At 74.7% G+C, this 19,283-nt stretch carries 15 protein-coding genes and 3 pseudogenes; 9 read left to right on the top strand and 9 right to left on the bottom strand.

Going from position 1 to position 19,283, the window contains the following annotated elements:
- Positions 1 to 12: 12 nt before the first annotated feature.
- From ACZ4WV_RS23510 to ACZ4WV_RS23490, 5 genes are all read right to left on the bottom strand, one after another.
- Positions 13 to 1,071, bottom strand: coding sequence for a DUF2637 domain-containing protein (locus tag ACZ4WV_RS23510; RefSeq protein ID WP_465749768.1), 1,059 nt, complete (start codon positions 1,069 to 1,071; stop codon positions 13 to 15).
- 247 nt (positions 1,072 to 1,318) lie between these two features.
- The gene (locus ACZ4WV_RS23505; RefSeq protein WP_465749766.1) at positions 1,319 to 2,341 is read right to left on the bottom strand and encodes a (2Fe-2S)-binding protein; all 1,023 of its coding nucleotides are present in this window, start codon (positions 2,339 to 2,341) and stop codon (positions 1,319 to 1,321) included.
- Positions 2,342 to 2,499: 158 nt separating this feature from the next.
- Entirely contained in the window at positions 2,500 to 3,384 is an 885-nt protein-coding gene (locus ACZ4WV_RS23500) for a hypothetical protein (RefSeq protein WP_465749764.1), read from the bottom strand.
- A 247-nt stretch (positions 3,385 to 3,631) separates the two neighbouring features.
- Positions 3,632 to 4,510 carry a hypothetical protein gene (locus tag ACZ4WV_RS23495; RefSeq protein ID WP_465749762.1) on the bottom strand — a complete coding sequence of 293 codons (879 nt, stop codon included), beginning with the start codon at positions 4,508 to 4,510 and terminating at the stop codon, positions 3,632 to 3,634.
- Positions 4,511 to 4,717: 207 nt separating this feature from the next.
- Positions 4,718 to 5,320 (bottom strand): nucleotidyltransferase family protein, encoded by a 603-nt coding sequence (locus ACZ4WV_RS23490; RefSeq protein ID WP_465749760.1) that lies wholly within the window; start codon positions 5,318 to 5,320, stop codon positions 4,718 to 4,720.
- A 141-nt stretch (positions 5,321 to 5,461) separates the two neighbouring features.
- On the opposite strand from ACZ4WV_RS23490, the gene moaA reads away from it, so the two are divergent.
- The gene (gene moaA, locus ACZ4WV_RS23485; RefSeq protein ID WP_465749755.1) at positions 5,462 to 6,472 is read left to right on the top strand and encodes a GTP 3',8-cyclase MoaA; all 1,011 of its coding nucleotides are present in this window, start codon (positions 5,462 to 5,464) and stop codon (positions 6,470 to 6,472) included.
- Between the two features lie 153 nt (positions 6,473 to 6,625).
- Positions 6,626 to 8,200 (top strand): alpha/beta hydrolase, encoded by a 1,575-nt coding sequence (locus ACZ4WV_RS23480; RefSeq protein ID WP_465749753.1) that lies wholly within the window; start codon positions 6,626 to 6,628, stop codon positions 8,198 to 8,200.
- Between the two features lie 59 nt (positions 8,201 to 8,259).
- Here the strand turns inward: ACZ4WV_RS23480 and ACZ4WV_RS23475 are convergent, their stop codons facing one another.
- Complete coding sequence (locus ACZ4WV_RS23475) at positions 8,260 to 10,638, bottom strand: glycosyltransferase family 39 protein (RefSeq protein WP_465749751.1); 2,379 nt, start codon at positions 10,636 to 10,638, stop codon at positions 8,260 to 8,262.
- Positions 10,639 to 10,787: 149 nt separating this feature from the next.
- The gene (locus ACZ4WV_RS23470; protein WP_465749749.1) at positions 10,788 to 11,909 is read right to left on the bottom strand and encodes an alpha/beta hydrolase; all 1,122 of its coding nucleotides are present in this window, start codon (positions 11,907 to 11,909) and stop codon (positions 10,788 to 10,790) included.
- A gap of 254 nt (positions 11,910 to 12,163) precedes the next feature.
- Here ACZ4WV_RS23470 and ACZ4WV_RS23465 point away from each other — a divergent pair.
- The 3 genes and pseudogenes from ACZ4WV_RS23465 to ACZ4WV_RS23455 form a co-directional block, all read left to right on the top strand.
- Positions 12,164 to 12,850, top strand: a pseudogene (locus ACZ4WV_RS23465) (trypsin-like peptidase domain-containing protein); the annotation flags it as partial.
- A 198-nt stretch (positions 12,851 to 13,048) separates the two neighbouring features.
- A pseudogene (locus tag ACZ4WV_RS23460) lies at positions 13,049 to 13,783 on the top strand (Ig domain-containing protein); the annotation flags it as partial.
- Between the two features lie 91 nt (positions 13,784 to 13,874).
- The gene (locus ACZ4WV_RS23455; RefSeq protein ID WP_465749747.1) at positions 13,875 to 14,531 is read left to right on the top strand and encodes an HAD family hydrolase; all 657 of its coding nucleotides are present in this window, start codon (positions 13,875 to 13,877) and stop codon (positions 14,529 to 14,531) included.
- Here the strand turns inward: ACZ4WV_RS23455 and ACZ4WV_RS23450 are convergent.
- Positions 14,519 to 15,262, bottom strand: coding sequence for an SDR family oxidoreductase (locus tag ACZ4WV_RS23450; RefSeq protein WP_465749745.1), 744 nt, complete (start codon positions 15,260 to 15,262; stop codon positions 14,519 to 14,521). The genes ACZ4WV_RS23455 and ACZ4WV_RS23450 overlap by 13 nt on opposite strands.
- A gap of 102 nt (positions 15,263 to 15,364) precedes the next feature.
- Here ACZ4WV_RS23450 and ACZ4WV_RS23445 point away from each other — a divergent pair, with 102 nt between their 5' ends.
- Positions 15,365 to 16,219 (top strand): helix-turn-helix transcriptional regulator, encoded by an 855-nt coding sequence (locus ACZ4WV_RS23445; RefSeq protein ID WP_465749743.1) that lies wholly within the window; start codon positions 15,365 to 15,367, stop codon positions 16,217 to 16,219.
- A gap of 32 nt (positions 16,220 to 16,251) precedes the next feature.
- Here ACZ4WV_RS23445 and ACZ4WV_RS23440 read toward each other — a convergent pair whose 3' ends face one another.
- Positions 16,252 to 17,070: a LysR family transcriptional regulator gene (locus tag ACZ4WV_RS23440; protein ID WP_465749741.1), complete on the bottom strand. Its 819-nt coding sequence runs from the start codon at positions 17,068 to 17,070 to the stop codon at positions 16,252 to 16,254.
- 69 nt (positions 17,071 to 17,139) lie between these two features.
- Here ACZ4WV_RS23440 and ACZ4WV_RS23435 point away from each other — a divergent pair.
- The 3 genes and pseudogenes from ACZ4WV_RS23435 to ACZ4WV_RS23425 all read left to right on the top strand — a co-directional run bounded on the left by ACZ4WV_RS23435 (position 17,140) and on the right by ACZ4WV_RS23425 (position 19,190).
- Positions 17,140 to 17,876: pseudogene (locus ACZ4WV_RS23435) on the top strand (SDR family NAD(P)-dependent oxidoreductase).
- Positions 17,877 to 17,936: 60 nt separating this feature from the next.
- Positions 17,937 to 18,812 (top strand): aminoglycoside phosphotransferase family protein, encoded by an 876-nt coding sequence (locus tag ACZ4WV_RS23430; protein WP_465749739.1) that lies wholly within the window; start codon positions 17,937 to 17,939, stop codon positions 18,810 to 18,812.
- Between the two features lie 69 nt (positions 18,813 to 18,881).
- Positions 18,882 to 19,190 carry a cupin domain-containing protein gene (locus tag ACZ4WV_RS23425; protein ID WP_465749737.1) on the top strand — a complete coding sequence of 103 codons (309 nt, stop codon included), beginning with the start codon at positions 18,882 to 18,884 and terminating at the stop codon, positions 19,188 to 19,190.
- Positions 19,191 to 19,283 lie beyond the last annotated feature (93 nt).

Genomic DNA, 19,283 nt, shown 5'->3' with positions numbered 1-19,283 from the left:
CGGCCCCGGGGACTAGCCGAACTGCTGCTCCAAGTCCTTGAGTTTGCGCTCCAGCGAGTCCAGTCGGGGCAGCGTGACGGTGTCCTCGTCCATGGTGAGGTCGATGGTGCGCCGCTCCGGGCGGGCCGGCAGGCCCGGCTGGACGACGGTGCCCTCGGCCGCGCCGACCTCGCGCGGGCCGCCCCCGCGGGGACCGGCGGCCGTCACCTCGGGCCGCTCCGAGCCGGGCCCGCCGGCTATGGCAGGCTCCGAGCCGGACTCCAACTCCCGCGCGGCGCCGCGTCCGCGCCAGTGGCCGCCCCGGTTGAGCGCTCGGATCTCGGCCCGCTCGCGGCGGCCCGCGAGCCTGCGGCGCTCCTTCTCCAGAGTCCGCTCGCGCTTGTCCTCGCGCACCTCCTCCACCGCCTCGTCGAGGCTGCGCACGCCCTCCAGCAGCATCAGCGACCAGGCCGCGTAGGTCTCGCGCGGGGCGCGCAGCCAGCGGACGATGCGGATCTGCGGCAACGGGCGGGGCACCAGGCCCTGTTCGCGCAGTGCGGCCCGGCGGGTCTGCTTGAGCGCGCGGTCGAACAGGATCGCCGCGGACAGCGACATGCCGGAGAAGAACTGGGGGGCGCCCGCGTGGCCGAAGCCGCGCGGGGCGTGCACCCAGTTGAACCAGGCGGAGGCGCCGGCGAACAGCCAGACCAGCAGCCGGGAGCCGAGCGCGGCGTCGCCGTGGCTGGCCTCCCGGACGGCGAGCACCGAGCAGAACATCGCGGCGCCGTCGAGCCCGAACGGGACGAGGTACTCCCAGCCGCCGGAGAGGCCGAGGTTCTGCACGCCGAAGCCGACCAGCCCGTGGAAGGACAGTGCGGCCGCGACGCCGGCGCAGCAGAACAGCAGCGTGTACGAGGCCCCGCCGTAGAGGGATTCCTTGTAGCGGCGCCGTTCCTCGGAACGCTCCCAGGAATCCGCACCGCCGCCGGTAGCGGATCCCCGGCTCCGGGCCAGGGCCACCAGGAGCGCGCTGACCAGCAGCCCCGCAACTCCGGTGACGGCCCAGCCGAGCGGTATGTCGGACAATTTCATCGCCGGAACCAGCCTCGCTTTCCTGCGTCGCGTTCCTGCGTCGTGATGGCGGGGACCATCATGGCGGATGCTCGGCGGGGGAACGGCTGATTCGTCGTCAATGCGCTGGGGAGAGGGACCTCCGGCCTGGTGTCAATCGAATCGTCATATGAATTCGAAGCGGATTTCTCCCGAAATCCCGGGCTTTTCCGATTCATTATCGGACAGGTTTTCGTCAACTTCGTGTGACAGGGGGCGGCGGCGCCGCTCAGCGGCGGCGGATCCGGGGGCAGCCGCCGCACATGTCCGCGGGCTCCACGGTGTAGACGAGGCAGCAGCTGGCCCGGGCTCGGTCGGTGTCCGAAGCGCCGGCCGCGCCCTCCGATGGGCCGTCCGCGGGGTCCGTCGGGCGGTTCACGCCGCCGTGCGGGCCGCATGGAGCGCTCGCGCGGCCGGGCGCCGGGTCCGCGAACCCGGCGCCCGGGGCGAAGGGGGCCGGGGCGGGAGCGGGGCACGGCCCCGCGCCGGGAGCGCACGCGGAGGGCTCCCCGGGTGCCAGCAGCGCGGTCAGCTCGGCGCGCGCCCGCTCCCGCTCCCCGAGCAGCCCGCCCGCGTACCCGAGCCCCTCCACCACCGCGTCGGTGGCCATCGCCCACAGCACCCGCGGCCCGCGCCGCACCGCCGGACCGAAGGCGGCCAGCACCGGTTCGAGGAACTCGCCCAGCAGACGGCGCAGTTCGGCGGCCAGCGCGTCCTCGTCCGGGACGGTGCGGGCCTGCGGCGACTCGGCCGCCGGATCGTCCGGCAGGCAGACGAAGGCGTCCGGTCGGGCCGTCAGCTCGACCGAGCCCGAGCCCGAGCCCGAACCTGTGCCCGAGCCCGGGCCCCGGCGCACCGAGACGTCGCCGGGGTCGAGCAACGGGACGCGCCGCTCCAGGAGCCACGGCACGGTGAACAGCAGCGAGACCGGCCAGACGAAGCGGTGCAGTCCGAAGCCCGCCGCCACGTCCGGGCGCAGCGGCTGTCCATAGCGGGTGAGGCCCTGCCGGGCGTCGTGGGCGACCCACGCGCGCACCGCCGCGGGCTCCGCGGCCAGGTCGGCGGCGGTCAGCCAGCCGTCGCCGCGTCGGGGCGGTGCGCAGTGCACCTGGACGACCGGGTCGAGCACGGTCAGCCGGTGGTACGAGGGCGCGCAGGGGGCGGGGGAGTCGGGCGCGGGGCCGTGGGCGTGCGCCTCGGTGGTGCGGGGGGCGCGCGGCGCGGGGCCGGGCCGGGTGCTGCTCGCGGTCATGGGCGGCCCCATCGGGTCGACCGGGCCCGCCGGGCGGCGCATCGGCGGGCCCGGCCGCCGCGACGGCCGGGTCCGCCGGACCGGGGCAGGGCGGTGCCCGGGGTACGGCAAGGCGACCTGTCCGGGGCACTGCTCGCTCCGGACAGGTTAGCCTCACCTTAGCTGATCACCCCCCGGGTCTCGTCGGTGATGCGCCCGTCCGGAGGAGCCTCCGGAGCGGGCGCGGCGCCAGGGACGGTGCCCAGCTGGCGCGCGAGCCAGACCGGCACCCCGCCCAGGGCGTGCACCAGTCGGGTGGCCTCCGCTCGCAGCCGGGCGGCCTCGGCCGGCTCGGACACCTCGGCGAGCGCCGCGAGCGCCGGCGCCACCCCCACCGTGAAGCCGAGTTGCTCGCGCAGCCGCAGGGAAGCGTCGAACCCCTCCCGGGCGTTCCCGCGCTCCCCGCGCGAGAGCGCCAGCGCCGCCAGGTGCCGCCAGGTGTAGGAGCGCAGCAGTTCGTCCCCGCGCTCCCCGGCACCCTCGTGCGCCCGGCGGTAGGCGATCCAGGCGGCGCCGCGGTCGCGCAGCAGGTTCTCGGCGACCAGCCCGCGCCGGAAGTCCAGCAGCGGGCGGCCCGGTGCGTCCGGCGGCAGCAGCGCCGAGGTGCGGCCGAGCGCGGCCTGTGCCTCGTCCAGCCGGTCGCGCGGGCCGAGCACGCTCGCCAGGTACGCCAGGAAGCCGCGGGCGCAGGCGGCGGCCGCGCGCTGCTCGGTGCCCTGCGCGAGGGCCTCGGCCAGTCGTAATGCCTGTTCCGCCTGGGGCCAGTGGGCGGCGGTGAACAGGCACTGTTCGATGAGGAGTTCGGCGCGCGCGAGGGCGGCCGTGGGGTCGTGTTCGGCGCCCGGGCGCAGCAGTTCGGCGGCCTCCTGCCAGCAACCCCGGGAGCGTAGCCGCCACACGGTGTCGCCCGGTTCCCCCGCTGCCGCCCGCCCCCGCCCGTACGGATCGTCCGGGCCCCATCCGTGCTCCGACAACGCCACCTCCTTGTGTGCGCCATCCGGCATGGGCGCGAACCTGCCCTGAGGCCCGCCGCCACGGTCCGTTCGCATGGTGACGGCAGGGCGGAAGGTCCACGCTGTGGCGGCAATTCAACACGGGGGTGAGCTTGTGCACCAGATCACGAGCCGAGGTTGTTGCTTTTGCCGAGCGGATGATCTAGTGGATCGAGGTCGGCGGCTCGCGGGCGACCGCGGGCGGCCGCAGACGGTCCCCGGCCGGCCCGCAGGCGTCCCGGCGGTGTTCCGTACGCGGTCAGGACGTCCAGCCGGTCTCCATCAGGGCCTCGGCGGCGCCGTTGGCGGGCTGCGGGACGCCGGCCAGGTCCAGGCTGAACAGGGCGACCAGCAGCTGCTCCCCGCGCACGGTGGCCTGGTGCGAGTAGCCGGCCAGGGTGAACATGGCGGCGGCCATCTCCTCGGCGTGCAGGGTCTGCAGCCACAGGCACTCGACCGACTTCACGTCGGCCGGCTCCGTCCAGGTGTCCACCTGGGCGACCATCCGGCTGCCCAGCAGGGTGACGCCGTCGCGCTCCTGGGCCTCCGTCAGCTCCAGGTCGTCGAAGCCCAGCCACTCCAGGTAGCGGGCGGCGGTGAACACCGCGTCCTGCGAGGTCCGCACCGGGTGGGGGCGGAACGGCGCGCGGTGGCGGAACGGGCGGGCGCGCCCGGCCGAGCCGCCGGGCGGTGCGGGCGGGGCGGGCGCCGGGGCGCTCATCGGGTGCGCCGGGTGCGGGCGGGAGGCCTGCGGGCCGGGGGTGGCCAGCGGGCCGGGCGTGGCGAGCGGGCCGGCCGTGCCGCTGCCCAGCCGGGTGGTGCGGTCCACCGGGAGCCGGACGGTGGCGCCGCAGTTGCAGGTGAACTCGGGCTGCGGCCACTGGTCGGAGCGGCCGCAGTGCGGGCAGCGCATGCTCAGCCAGGAGTCCTCCCAGGAGCGGAACCGCACCTGCACCGGCACCCCGCCGCGCAGCAGCGGCACCTTCAGCGAGGCGCCGCACGGGCACGGCAGCGAGGGCGGCTCGTACAGGTGCTCCCGGCGGCAGGCGGGGCAGCGGATCGCCCGGGCGCCACCGCCTGTCCCCGGCCCTGGCAGCGCGGGGTCGTGTCCGGTGAAGTCGTCGGGCAATCCGGCCATCGCGGGCTCCGTCCGTCGGTGTCGGGGAGGTGGGGCGGTTCCCATGCTCCCCGAAACGCCCGGTTCTGGGCGCGGAATGGGGCAATCCTCAGGGGTGGATCAGGGGATGGTGCCCGGTGAGGGCGATCCCGACACCCACCGTAGGGAGGATGTGCGCCGGCGTCCCGAGCGCGTTCCGATGGGCCCGCGACGGTGTTCCGAGGACGGTCAGCGCGCGGACCAGCGTTCCAGGTCGGCGGGGGTGTCCAGGTCGTCCGGGACGGCCACGTCCGCGCACTCGACCAGGACGAGTTCCCCGGCGTGCGCCGCCAGCAGGGCGCGGGCCCCGGCGTCGCCGCGCGCCCCCGCGGCCGCTTCGGCGACGTGCCGGGCGCCGATCAGCACCGGGTGCCCGCGCCGCCCGCCGTAGGCCGCCGCGGCCAGGTCGGCGCCCGCCCGGTGCGCGGCCAGCAGCCGGGCCACGGCGGCCGGGGTGACGCCCGGGGTGTCCACCAGCATCACCAGCACCGCCGGGGCGCCGGGCGGCAGCGCGGCCAGTCCGGCGCGCAGCGAGGAGCCCATGCCCTCGGCCCAGTCGGGGTTGGCCACCAGCCGGCAGCCCGGCAGGTGCGCGGTGGCGCGGACCCGCTCGGCGTCGGCGCCCAGCACCACCGTGACGTCCGGGCAGCCGCCGGCCCGTACGGTGGCCACCGCGTGCTCCACCAACGGCCGGCCCGCGTACCGGATCAGCGCCTTGGGCCGCCCGCCGAGCCGGCGCCCGCCCCCGGCGGCGAGGACGAGGGCCGGGACGGCGGCTGCTGTGGTCTGCATGCACCCAGCCTGCCCGGTCGGGACGGGGCCGCGCAGCACCCCCCGGGTTGTACGAACGCACAAGGCGAAGGCGCAGGTCGTGGGCGCTCCCCGGTGGTTCGGCCGCTGGCCGCGCGGCCGTCCGCGCTCTGTACTGGGTCGATGAACACCGCACCGCACTCCGAGCCGCGGCGCCCGCTGGTGGACCGCTTCGGCCGGGTCCACACCGATCTGCGGGTCTCGCTGACCGACCGCTGCAACCTGCGCTGCACCTACTGCATGCCGGCGGAGGGGCTGGAGTGGCTCACCCGGGACTCGGTGCTGGACGACGACGAGGTGCTGCGGCTGGTGCGGATCGCCGTCGAGCGGCTGGGGATGCGCTCGGTGCGGCTGACGGGCGGGGAGCCGCTGCTGCGGCGGGGCGTGGTGGGGCTGGTCGGGCGGCTCGCGGCGCTGGGGGTCGAGTTGTCGCTGACGACCAACGGGATCGGCCTGGCCCGCACCGCCGCCCCGTTGCGGGAGGCCGGGCTGCGGCGGGTCAACGTCAGCCTGGACACGCTGCGGCCGGAGCGATTCGCGGCGCTCACCCGGCGGGACCGGATCGACGACGTGTTCGCGGGGCTGGCCGCCGCGAAGGCCGCCGGACTGGACCCGGTGAAGATCAACGCGGTGCCGGTGCGCGGCGCCAACGAGGACGAGATCGTCCCGCTGGTCGAGTTCGCCGTCCGGCACGGCTACCGGATGCGCTTCATCGAGTCCATGCCGCTGGACGCCCAGGGCGCTTGGCAGCGGGAGACGATGGTGACGGCGGACGAGATCCTGGCGCGCCTCGGCGAGCGCTTCGACCTGGTGCCCGTCGGGCGGCACGGCAACGCCCCGGCGGAGGAGTGGCGGATCGCCGGCACGGAGGCCGTGGTCGGGGTGATCGCCTCCGTCACCCGCCCGTTCTGCGGCGGCTGCGACCGGGTGCGGCTGACCGCCGACGGGCAGTTGCGCAACTGCCTGTTCGCCACCGAGGAGTCGGACCTGCGGGCCCTGCTGCGCGGCGGCGCGGACGACGACCGGATCGAGGCGGCCTGGCGGCTGTCGGTGGCCGGCAAGGGCCCCGGACACGCCGTCAACAGCGCCGACTTCGTCCGGCCGGAGCGCCCGATGTCCGCGATCGGCGGCTGACGACCGGCCTTGACGACCGGCGCTTGACGACCGGTGGTCGACGACCGGTGGTTCACGACCGCCGGAGCGCGGGAGGAACCCACCAGGCCCCCGCGGGCCGCGCGATCCGGGTGCGGTGTGCCCCGGGCGCGGGGCGGGTGGTATTCGTGGGCGGTGGCCCCGACGACCCTCCGCATCCCGCGGCGCGCCCTGCCCGCGCTCGCCGCCCTCCTGCTCGCCCTCCCGGCCGCTTGCAGTGGCCCGGCCGGCCGGCACGCCCCGGCCGCCCCGGCGAGCCGCCCGCCGCTCGCCGAGCGGGTCGCCGCCGGCACCTCCCCGGCGCTGGCGGGCTTCTACGACCAGCGGATCGACTGGGCGCCCTGCCCCGACCAGGGCGACGGCGACCAGGACGGCCCCGTCGTGCAGTGCGCCACCCTCACGGTCCCGCTGGACTACGCCGACCCCGGCGGCCGCACCGTCGCCGTCGCCGTCGCCCGGGTCCCCGCCGCCGACCCCGGGGAGCGGATCGGCTCCCTGCTGCTCAACCCCGGCGGCCCCGGCGGCTCCGGCGTCGGCATGGTCCGCGGGCGCTGGAGGGGCTACGGCGAACTGCACGACCGCTACGACCTGGTCGGCTTCGACCCGCGCGGCGCCGGCGACACCATCCCCGTGCACTGTCTGGACGACCGCACCCGCGAGGAGTGGACGAGCACCGACGACCCGGCCTACGACCACGGCCGGATCCTCGCCGACGCCTGCGCGGCCCGGTACGCCGACCTCCTCCCGCACCTCGGCACCCGCGACAGCGCCCGCGACCTGGACGTGCTGCGCGGCGCCCTCGGCGAGCGCAAGCTCGACTTCCTCGGCCTGTCCTACGGCACCTACCTCGGCGCCCTCTACGCCGAGGAGTTCCCCGACCGCACCGGTCGGCTCGTCCTCGACGGCGCCGTCGAGCGCAGCACCGACCTGGTGCACCTCAACGGCGAACAGGCCGTCGCCACGGAGGCCGAGTTCCGGGCCTTCGCCGCCGACTGCGCCGCCGATGCCGACCCGTGCCCGCTCGGCGACGACCCGGCCACCGCCCCGAACCGGCTCGCCGACTTCCTCGACGGCCTCAAGGGCCACCCACGGCCCGCCTCCGACGGCCGCACCGTCACCGCCGCGCTCGGCTGGGCCGGCGTCCTCGACGCGCTGAGCGACGGCAGCCGCTCCTGGCCGCGACTGCGCGGCGCCCTGGAGCCGGCCCTCACCCACGGCGACGCCGACGAACTGCTCGGGCTCGCCGACGGCGCCAATGGCCGTACAGGGGACGGGCGTTACCTCACCGCGGCGGACGCCTTCGCGGCCATCCACTGCGCGGACGCCCCGATGGCGCCCAGCCCGCGGGAGGTGGAGGAGGCCGTCGCCGACCTCGCCGCCAAGGCGCCGCTGACCACCCGCCACGACCCCGGCGCCACCCTGTTCCTCCCGGACTGCCGCCCCTGGCCGTACCGCTCGTCCGAGCAGCCGCACACCGTGACTGCGCCCGGCAGCGCCCCGGTCCTGGTGGTCGGCTCCACCGGCGACCCGGTCACCCCCTACGCGTGGGCGCAGCGGATGGCGGCCGGACTGCCGCACGCCGTGTTGCTCACCCGGGACGGCGACGGGCACACCGCGTACGACAAGAGCGGGTGCGTGCGCGACGCCGTGACCGCCTTCCTGGTGGACGGCCGGATGCCGGCGGCCGGCGCCCGCTGCCCCTCCGACTGAGCGGGAACGGGACGGGGGCGCACCGCGCGAACGCGGTACGCCCCCGGGGGGAGTCGGGATCAGGACGTCGGTGCCGTCAGGTCGTAGAAGGTCGCGCCGCCGACCGTCTTGGCGGTGAAGTGGCTGGTCACCCAGGCCTCGATCTGGGCGGACTCGGTCTCCTGGCCGCCCTCGTCGCCCTCACCGGAACCGGTACCGGCACCGGCACCGAAGCCGCGGTGGGAGCCGCCGCCGATGAACCAGTGCACCTTGCCCTCCTGGACGTACTTCTGGAAACCGGCCAGGCTGAGCGAGGGGTCCGTCCCGTTGAAGCCGCCGAGCGCCATCACCGGCTGGCCGGTGGCCAGTTGGTAGCTGGCGGCGTTCTGCGAGCCGGTGGTGGCGGCCGCCCAGGTGTAGTGGTCGGCGTCCTGGGAGAGCAGGGCCGCGGCGTCGTCGCTGACCTTGGTGCCGCCGAGCAGACCGCCCATGCCCCCGCCCATGCCCCCGCCCGGGCCGCCGGAGGGGCCGCCGGGAGCGCCGAGAGCGCCGCCCGTGCCCTCCGGGTCCTGCGCGCCGGGGAAGTCGGGGAAGCCACCGGGGAAGCCGCCCCGCCCGCGCGTGCCCTGGCCGCCGAAGCCGCCCTGACCGCCCGGGGCACCCTGACCGCCCTGACCGCCCTGGCCGAACATCCGGCCGTTGCCCGGGAAGCCCTGGCCGCCCTTGCGCCCGCCGCCGCCCGGCCCGAAGGCGCCCTTCACCGCGGGCCCGGCGGTGATGATCGAGCCGTTGTGCGCGGTGTCCACCGTGTCCACCGCGTACGCCGCCGGACCGCCGAGCGCCGCCGCCAGGCCCACCAGGCCCGCCACCGAGGCGATCCGGGCACCCGTCCGTCCGGACACCCGCCCGGCGAACTGCCCGGCCACCAGCGCCACCGCCGCGGCCAGGCCGCCCGCCAGCACCGCCCAGCGCAGCCACGGCAGGAAGTCGGAGCTGCGCCCGAGCAGGACGAACGCCCATCCCGCCGTCACCGCGAGCACGCCCGCCAGCAGCAGCGCGTACGGCAGCCGGTGCCGGGCCCGCCACAGCCCGTCCGCACCCATGCCGACCAGCGCCGCGACCGCCGGGGCGAGCGCCACCGTGTAGTACTGGTGGAAGATCCCGGACATGAAGCTGAAGATCAGCGCGGTGGAGACCAGCCAGCCGCCCCAGACCAGGAAGGCCGCGCGGGCGGTGTCCGGCCGGGCGTAGCGGCGGGTCGCCCAGAGGCCGACCACCAGCAGGATCAGCGCGGCCGGCAGCAGCCAGGCGATCTGCCCGCCGATGTCCGAGCCGAACAGGCGGGTGATGCCGGTCTGGCCCCAGCCGCGGCCGCCGCCCCGCATCGCCCCGCCCGGCAGGTCGAGCCCCGCGGGCAGGTTGGCTCCGGCGAAGGAGCGCCCGCCGCCGCCCACGCTGCCGCGCTCGTTGCCGTCGACCCGGCCCAGGCCGTTGTAGCCGAAGGTGAGCGACAGGAAGTCGTTGTCCTGCGAGCCGCCGACGTACGGGCGGGCCGAGGTGGGCAGCAGCTCGACGATCGCCACCCACCAGCCGCCGGAGACGACGAGCGCCACGCCCGCGAGCAGGGTCTGCCTGACCCGCCGCCAGAAGCCGGTGGGCGCCACGACCAGGTAGATCACCGCGAAGGCGGGCAGGATCAGGAACGCCGCCAGGGTCTTGGTGAGGAAGGCGAACCCGAACATCACCCCGGTGAACAGCAGCCACCGGGTGCTCGCCGTCTCGATCGCCCGCACCAGCCCGTACGCGGACAGGGTGAGCAGCAGCACCAGGAGCGCGTCCGGGTTGTTGAAGCGGAACATCAGCGCGGCGACCGGGGTCAGCGCCAGCGCGGCGCCGGCCAGCAGGCCGCCGAGCGGGGAGAAGCGGCGGCGCACCGTCGCGTACAGCACGCCGACGGTGGCGGCGCCCATCAGCGCCTGCGGGGCGAGGATCGACCAGGAGGAGAGGCCGAAGAGCCGGGCCGACAGCGCCATCGGCCACAGCGACGCCGGGGGCTTGTCGACGGTGATGAAGTTGGCGGCGTCGGAGGAGCCGAAGAAGAAGGCCTTCCAGCTCTGGCTGCCGGCCTGGACGGCGGCCGAGTAGAAGGCGTTGGCCCACCCGGAGGCGCCCAGGCCCCACAGGTAGAGGACGGCGGTCGCGGCCAGCAGTGCCAGGAGGGCCGGGCGCACCCAGCGCGGGTCGTCCGGGCGGCCGCGCCAGGCGCGGGCCGGGAGGGTGCGCAGCCGTCCGGACCAGGAGGCGGTGCCCTTGGGGCCGGCGGGCGGCAGGGGCTGCTCGGGGAAGAGCGGGGCCGGGTCCGGCCGGTCGGCGCGCGGCTGCGGCACCTCCGGTGGCGGGTAGTTCGCGGCCTCGGGCCACGGGTCGCCGGCTGGAGGGGAGTAGCTGCTCGTGGTCATGCGCCATACCGTGCGTGGCGCGGCTGAGAGAACCGTGAGACGGGGCTGTGAGACACGTGGGATCTGTCCGGTTTCACCCGGACGGGCGTGGCCCTCGGACGGTCCTCACTCTGCGCTCATCCGGCGCTCACGCGGCGGTCACGCGGTGGTCACGCTGCGGGCGGCATGGTGAGGTGCCGGCCCAGCCACTCCAGGGCCGGGGGGATCTCCCGGGTCCAGGTGTGGAAGTTGTGGCCGGCGGTGTCCAGGGTGATGGTGGACATCTTCGTGGGCGCCTTGAAGGCGCCGACCATGGCCTGGGTCTCGGCGTAGTTGTTCTCGTCGTTGGCGGTGGTCAGCAGCAGGTTGACCGGGACGGGCGGCTGGTTCTTCAGCCGCCACAGCAGATCGTTCTCCTGCTTCAGCTTGTCGCTGCCGCCGAACAGGTCGCCGGTGGTCGGGTCGTGGGCCGCGCTGTAGTAGCCGGACAGGGCGATCGCCGAGGGGTAGGAGTCGGGCTTGCGCAGCGCGAACTTGAGCGCGCAGTAGCCGCCGGTGGAGTTGCCGATCACGGCCCGGTTGGCCGGGTCGGTGCCGATCCGGTAGGCGGTCGCCAGGGCCTTGGGCAGGTCGGTGGTGAAGAAGGTCTCCGCCTGCGGGCCGTTCGGCACGTCCACGCACTCGGTGTCCCGGTCGCCGACGAGGGTGGGGCGGGTCATCACCAGGATCGTGGGCGGCAGCTTCTTCCGCTCGATCGCGTCGAGGGTGGAGGCCGGGTACTGCATCAGCGAGATCAGCTTCTCCGGCGTGCCCGGGTAGCCGGTGAGCACCAGGGCCATCGGGAAGCGCTGCTTGGCGTAGTCCGGCTGGAAGTACTGCGGCGGCAGGTAGACGTACGCCTCGGTGGTCAGGCCGCTGCCTGCTCCTTTGACGTCGACCTTCTGGATCAGCCCGGAGCGCTCGGGCTCCGAGCCCTGCGCCGAGTAGAAGCTCTGCTGGCCGGTGACGGCCACGCCGGCGGCGTTGGGCGAGTGGTCCACGACCGTGCCCAGCCCGCCGCTGGTGCCGAGCAGGTCCGTCCAGGAGCTGTAGAACCCGAAGTAGCTGTTGGCGATCAGGCCCATCGCGGCCAGTACCGACACCTGGGTGGCCAGGAACGTCCCGATCCGGCCCAGCCAGGCCTTCCAGCCCTTCCCGCCGAACCGCGGCCAGAGCCACATGGTGGCGGCGAAGACGAGGATCGCGATGACGGAGGCGGCGATCTGCAGGGGGAGGCCGGTGAGACTGAGCACGGGCCCGATCGTAGTTGACCCCGGTCGCAGGCCCGGAGGGCCCCCGTCGGTGGTCGTCCGCCGGCCGGTACGGCGGGCTGCGGGCTGCGGGCGTGGCGGGCGGTCGGCAGCTGCGGCGGGCACGGCCGGCGCCGGGTAGTGCCGCCGGGTCCGCCCGTAACGGGCATACCGGGACGGGAAGTTGCCGGACGATGTCACAACACCGGATAGCCGGTGGCGAGTTCGGCCGGAATGGTTGACCCTTTGAGGTGGCCATGGCACCTTCGTGCGGCGCGGGCCTCGGCGACCAGTCGTACACCCCGCGATCCCCCACAAGGAGAGCCATGTTCAAGAGACTTGTCGCGATGGCCGGTACGGGTGCCGTCGTCGCGAGCGGGCTGGTGCTGGCGGCCGCCCCCGCGCACGCCGTCCGGGCGGCCGATCTGACATCGACGATCGCCCTGGACGACTGCTCGGCCTCGCTGGTCCGGTTCCCCGCTTCGGTGGACGGCGACCGGGCGATGATGCTCACCAACGGGCACTGCCTGCCCACCATGCCCTCGGCCGGCGAGGTCATCCAGAACGTGAGCGCCAGCCGCAGCGGCACGCTGCTGGACGGTGCGGGCACCACCCTCGGCACCGTCCGCGCCGACCAGGTGATCTACGCCACCATGACCGGCACCGACGTCGCGCTCTACCGCCTCACCGACACCTTCGGGTCGCTCAGCTCCAAGTACGGCGTGACCGCGCTGACCGTCAGCGACACCCACCCGGCCGACGGCGCCGCGATGTACATCCCGTCCTCCTACTGGAAGCAGGTCTGGAACTGCTCCGTCAACGGGTTCGTGCCGACCCTGCGCGAGGACCAGTGGACCTGGCACGACTCGCTGCGCTACAACTCCGGCTGCAACACCACCCACGGCACCTCCGGTTCGCCGATCATCGACTCCGCGAGCGGGCGGATCATCGGCATCAACAACACCGGCAACGATGACGGCGCCATGTGCACCCTCAACAACCCCTGCGAGGTCGCCGCCGACGGCACCACCACCGTCACCAAGGGCCAGAGCTACGGCGAGGAGACCTACTGGTTCACCACCTGCCTGAACTCCGCCCGCGCCGTCGACCTCACCGTCCCCGGCTGCCTGCTCACCAAGCCGGGCGGTACCGGCTCCGTGACGGTCGGCAGCCCCGGTGACCAGTCCACCGCGGTGGGCGGCTCGGTGCGACTGCAGATCAGCGCCTCGGGTGGCACCGCCCCGCTGTCGTACAGCGCGAGCGGACTGCCCGCCGGGCTGTCGATCGACTCCACCACCGGTCTGATCACCGGCTCCCCGACCGCCGCGGGCAGCTCGAACGTGACGGTCACGGTGAAGGACTCGGCGGGCAAGTCCGGTTCGACCAGCTTCACCTGGACGGTCACCGGTGGTGGCGGTGGTACCTGCACCCCGGCGCAGCTGCTGGGCAACCAGGGCTTCGAGACGGGCACGGCGGCGCCGTGGACGGCCAGTTCGGGCGTGGTGGACAACAGTTCCTCGCAGGCGGCGCACGGTGGCAGCTGGAAGGCGTGGCTGAACGGGTACGGCAGTGCCCACACCGACTCGCTGTCCCAGACGGTGGCGATCCCGGCGGGCTGCAAGGCGACGCTGAGCTTCTGGCTGCACATCGACACCGCCGAGACGGGGACCACGGCGTACGACAAGCTGACCGTGTCGGTCAACGGCACCGCGCTGAAGACCTACTCCAACGCGGACGCCGCGGCCGGCTACCAGCAGCGGACCTTCGACCTGTCGGCCTACGCGGGCCAGACGGTCACCCTGAAGTTCAACGGCGTCGAGGACTCCTCGCTGCAGACCAGCTTCGTGATCGACGACACCTCCATCCAGACCGGCTGACCCCGCACCCGCCCCTTGAGCGCCCGGCGGCTCCACCCGCCGGGCGCTCGCTCGGACCGGTGACGGGGGCGGCGCGCCCTATGCTGGCTCGATGATCAAGCCGATAGAGCTGGTGATATTCGACTGCGACGGCGTGCTGGTGGACAGCGAGGTGATCGCCGTCCGGGTGCTGGTGCGGCTCGGGGCGGAGTACGGCTGGCCGCTGAGCGAGGCCGAGGCGATCGAGCGGTTCGTCGGGCGGTCGGAGGCGGCCAACAACGCGCTGGTCGCCGAGCGGCTCGGGGTGGAGGTGGCGGCGGTGTGGGGCAAGCGGTTCCGCGAACTCCACGCCGAGGCGGTCGACGCGGAGTTGGCGCCGGTGGACGGCCTGCCGGAGGCGCTGGACGCGATCGCGCTGCCCACCTGCGTGGCGTCCAGCGGCACCCACGAGAAGATGCGCCACACCCTGGGCCGGACCGGGCTCTACGGGCGGTTCGAAGGCCGGATCTTCAGTGCCACCGAGGTCGGGCGCGGCAAGCCCGCGCCCGACCTCTTCCTGCACGCCGCGCGGACCATCGGCGTCGACCCGGCCGCCTGCGTCGTCGTCGAGGACAGCGAGCCGGGCGTGCGGGCCGCCCGCGCCGCCGGGATGCGCGCGCTCGGCTACGCGGGCGGCGTCACGGCGGCGGAGCGGCTGGCCGGGCCGGGCACGGTCGTCTTCGACTCCATGCGCGAACTGCCCGGGCTCCTGGCGGCTCACCAGGGGTAGCTGCCGCCCTCCGGGTGGAAGAACCGGCCGGTCGCCCCGGCCGCGGCCTCGCCGAGCTGGCGGGCGATGCTGCGGCCGCCCTCCTCCGACGTCGCCGGGCCGCTGTGGTGGTTGAGGTCGGTCGCGCAGTACCCCGGCTCCAGCGAGCTGACCTTGATGCCGGAGGCGCGCAGCGCCCGGGCGTACACCAGGGTGACGGCGTTCAGCGCGGCCTTGGAGGAGTTGTAGGCGAGCAGCGTCGCGTGTTCCCAGACCGGGCTGTCCGGGTCGGCCAGGAAGGAGAAGCTGCCGAGGCCGCTGGAGACGTTGCCGATCAGCCCGGCGGGGGACTTGTGCAGCAGCGGCAGCATGGCGTTGGTGACGGCGACGACGCCGAACACGTTGGTCTCGTAGGTCTCGCGCATCGCCTCGACCGGCAGCTCCTCCGGGGCGCGCTGCCAGTCCCGGGCGACGCCCGCGTTGTTGACCAGGGTGTCGAGCCGGCCGTACTCGGCGGCGATCAGCTCGGCCGCGGCGGCGATGGTGGCCGGGTCGGTCACGTCCAGGCGGACGAAGCGGGCGTCCAGGCCCTCGGCGGTGAGTTCGGCGGCGGCCGCGGCGCCGCGCTCCGGGTCGCGGGCGCCGATCAGTACGGTGTGCCCGGCGCGGGCGAGCTCCCGGGCGGTGGCCAGGCCGATGCCCTTGTTGGCGCCGGTGATCAGGACGATGCGGTTCTGCGCTGTGGTGGTCATGGCTCCACCGTGGCCGGGCCGGGCGCCGGGCGGGAGAGCACCGTCGAGGGTGGTACCGGCGGTCCCATGGTCGCCGCGCGCCGGCCGGGCCAGACTGGAGGCGTGGAACACGTGGACCGGGCGGAGCTGGCCGCCTTCCTGCGGCGCTGGCGCGCCCGCATCCAGCCCTCCGACGTCGGCCTGCCGGCCGGCGGCAGGCGCCGCACCCCTGGCCTGCGCCGCCAGGAGGTCGCGCAGCTCGCGGGCATGTCGGTGGAGTACTACATCCGGCTCGAACAGGGCCGAGGGCCGCGCCCGTCCCGTCAGATGATCGGCGCGATCAGCCGGGCCCTGCGGCTGTCCGAGGACGAGACCGCCCACCTGCACCACCTCGTCGGCGAGCCGCCACTTCCCCCGAGCGACGTCCCCCGGGACGTCCGGCCCGGCATCCTGCACCTGCTCGACCGGCTGGACGACACCCCGGCCATGGTCTGCAGCGCCGCCCGCGACGTACTCGCCTGGAACGCCATGGCGGCCGCGCTGCTCGGCGACTTCTCCGCCCTGCCGCCCGGCGAGCGGAACATCATCTGGCGCCTCTTCACCGACCCGGACACCCGCGCCCGCCACGACCCCATCGGCCAGGCACAGGCCGCCCGCCGCGCGGTCGCCGACCTGCGCTCCGCCGCCGCCCGCTACCCCGCGGACAGCGGGATCCGCCGACTGGTCGACCGGCTGCTCGCGGGCAGTGAGGAGTTCCGGGCGCTGTGGGCCCGGCAGGACGTCGAGGTGCGCCGCTCCACCCGCAAACGCATCAACCACCCCGTGGTCGGCCCGCTCGACCTCGACTGCGAGGCGCTGCACGACCCGCACCGCGACCAGTGGACGATCTTCTACACCGCCGCGCCCGGCAGCCCCTCGCACTCGGCGCTGCGGTTGCTCAAGGTGGTGGGGAGCCAGGACCTCGCGGTCAGGCGCTGAACGGTCAGGGCCGAGCAGCCAGCGCCTCGCGGTCAGGCATTGAGCGGGCGGAGGGTGGCGACGGCGGTGTCGAGGAAGTCCCGTACGACACCCGCTCGGTCGGCGCCCTCCGGCACCGCCAGGCAGGTCTCCACGGGCCGGGAGTCGGTGACCGGCAGATAGACGAGGTCGGGGCGGGAGTACGAGCCCGCGATGCTGACCGGCACCAGCGCGATGCCCTGCCCGGAGGCGACCAGCTCGAACTTCTCCTCCAGGGAGGAAGTACGGCGAGTCCGGGAGTCGAGGACCGGCTCACCGTCGAGATCGGCCGAGGTGAGGCTGCGACGGCCGGCCAGCGGGTGCGTCACGGGCAGGCACGCGACCTTCGTGTCCCGCCCGATCGGCACGGTGTGCAGCCCGGTGGCGTCGAAGGGGCGCCGCAGGAAGCCGACGTGCGCCCGGCCGTCGCGCAGCGGTGCGTCCTGCTCCCACCAGCGCAGCGGGAGCACGTCGATCCCGACCTCCGGGCGGCGCGCCGTGAACGCCCGGATCGCCTCCGACACGTGCAGGCCGGGGGAGAACGCCACGACCAGCCGCTGTTCGCCCCGCGCGGCGTCCCACACGCGCTGGAGGGCGGCGTCCACGGTCGCGGTGATCCGCTGGGCCTCCTCGTACAACTTCTGCCCGGCGGCGGTCAGTTCGACGCTGCGCGTGGTCCGGGTGAACAGGGCGCAGCCCAACTCGCGTTCGAGCGCCTGGATCTGCCGGCTGAGCACCGGCTGGGCGATGAACAGCGCCTCCGCCGCGCGGCCGAACCGGCCGTGCTCGGCCACCGCGACGAAGTAACGGAGCTTGCGCAGGTCCAGATCCATGCCCGCACGGTATCAACGGGCGCGGGAGAGTATTGGACGCCCCGGGCGGCTCCCTCGAAGACTGGCCGCATGACCGACACCACCCGTAGCACCGGCCGCGATGCCGCCCGCGATGCCGCCCGCAGCACCGCGCTGGTCATCGGCGCCTCCCGCACCCTCGGCCTCGGCCTCGCAGCCGAACTCCTCCGCCGCGACTGGGACGTCATCGGCACCGTACGCGGCAGCCGCCGCACCGGCCTGCACGACCTGGCCGACTCCTCCGGCGGGCGGCTGGCCGTCGAGGCGCTGGAGATGACCGACCCGCAGCAGATCACCGCCCTGCGCGACCGGCTCTCCCACCGCACCCCCCTCGACCTGCTCTTCGTCAACGCCGCCATCACCCGGGGCGACCTGCCGATCGGCGAGGTCGCGACGGACATGTTCACCGAGGTGATGGTGACCAACGCGCTCAGCGCGATGCGCGTCGTGGAGTGGCTCGGCCCGCTCGTCGCACCGAGCGGAACCATCGGCGTGATGTCCTCCGACAGGGGAGCATCAGCCGCAACACCGGCGGCGGCCAGGACCTGTACCGGGCCAGCAAGTCGGCGCTGAACCAGCTGATGCGCTGCTACGCCGCCCGCTGGGCGGACGACCGGCGGACGCTGCTGCTGATGGACCCGGGCTGGGTCCGCACCGAACTCGGCGGGTTCGAGGCCGAACTCAGCGTCGAGGAGAGCGTCCCCGGCGTGGCGGACACGATCGAGCGGCACCGGGGAAAGTCCGGCCTCCACTTCGTCGACCACCTGGGCCAGGTGGTGCCCTGGTAATCCGCTTGCCGGGTACGGCCGGTGCTGGCAGGGTCGGGCCCCATGTCGGCTTCTCCCACCATGCATGCGAACGAACTCGACATCGACGAGGCGCTGGTCCGCCGGATGGTGGCCGAGCGGTTCCCGCAGTGGGCCGCGCGGAGAGTGGAGCCGGTGGATGCGGCCGGCACCAGCAACGCCATGTACCGGCTGGGCACGGACCTGGTCGTACGGATCCCGCGCATCCCGGGCGCGGCCGAGGACATCGAGAAGGAACACGCCTGGCTGGGTCGGCTGGCACCCGAACTGCCCGTCGCCGTACCCGCACCCGTCGGCCTGGGCGCGCCGGTCGACGGCTGCCCCTGGCCCTGGTCCGTCCTCCGCTGGCTGGACGGCACCAACCCGGCCGCCGGCAGCGGATCCGACGCGCTGGCGGCGGACTTGGCGTCCTTCATCACCGCCCTGCGCCGGATCGACCCGGCCGGCGGCCCGGCGTCGTACCGCAGCGAGTCGCTGGCGGACAGGCACGGCGCCGTCCGGCGTGCGATCGGGGCACTGGCGCATGCGATGGATGCGGAGGTGGCAACCTCGCTCTGGGAGGCGTCACTTCGCGTCCCGGCCCACCCCGGGCCGCCGGTCTGGATCCATGCGGACCTCCAGCCCGGCAACCTCCTGGTCGACGGCTCGGGCCGGCTCAGCGCCGTCATCGACTTCGGCTGCGCGGGCCTCGGTGACCCGGCGGTGGACCTCATCCCGGCTTGGTACGTGCTCGAGGCCGCCGCCCGCGACACCTTCCGTGCGGCGGTCGGCGCCGACCCCGCCGCCTGGGCGCGGGGGAGGGGCTGGGCCCTGTCCGTCGCCCTGATGGAGCTGGACTACTACCGCGACACCAACCGGCGGATGGCGGGCATCGCCCGACATGTGATTGCCGAGGTGCTGGCGGATCAGGACGGGTGACGGCGATCCCGGCAGGTTTTACCCTCCGGTCAACCAATGAGCGGACGAGGCCGGATAGCGTCCCAGGTCATGAGCTTGGTGGACGTGAACGAGTACGCGGCTGAACTATCCCGCGCCTGGCAGTCGGTCATGCTGGGGCGGGTCGGGACGGCAGCCGTGAAGGTGCTGCGGATGGACGGCCGGGAGCTGGCTCCGGAGGTCCACGGGACGGCGGAGGTGCTGTTCGTCGCCGAGGGGCGCCTCGAACTGGAGTTGGCGGGCGAGGCATCGACGGTCCGCGCCGGCGAGTTGTGCCACGTTGCGGCGGGCATGCGGCACTCGGTGCGGGCCGGGAGCCGGGGGACGCTGCTGATCGTGGAGGTGCCGGACGAGTCGTAGCGGGGGGGGGGGGGGGGGGGGGGGGGGGGGGGGGGGGGGGGGGGGGGGGGGGGGGGGGGGGGGGGGGGGGGGGGGGGGGGGGGGGGGGGGGGG

The organism is Kitasatospora sp. NPDC029312 (genome assembly GCF_055569215.1).
The sequence above is the reverse complement of the archived record's forward strand: the minus strand, read 5'-3'. Positions and strand labels throughout refer to the sequence as shown.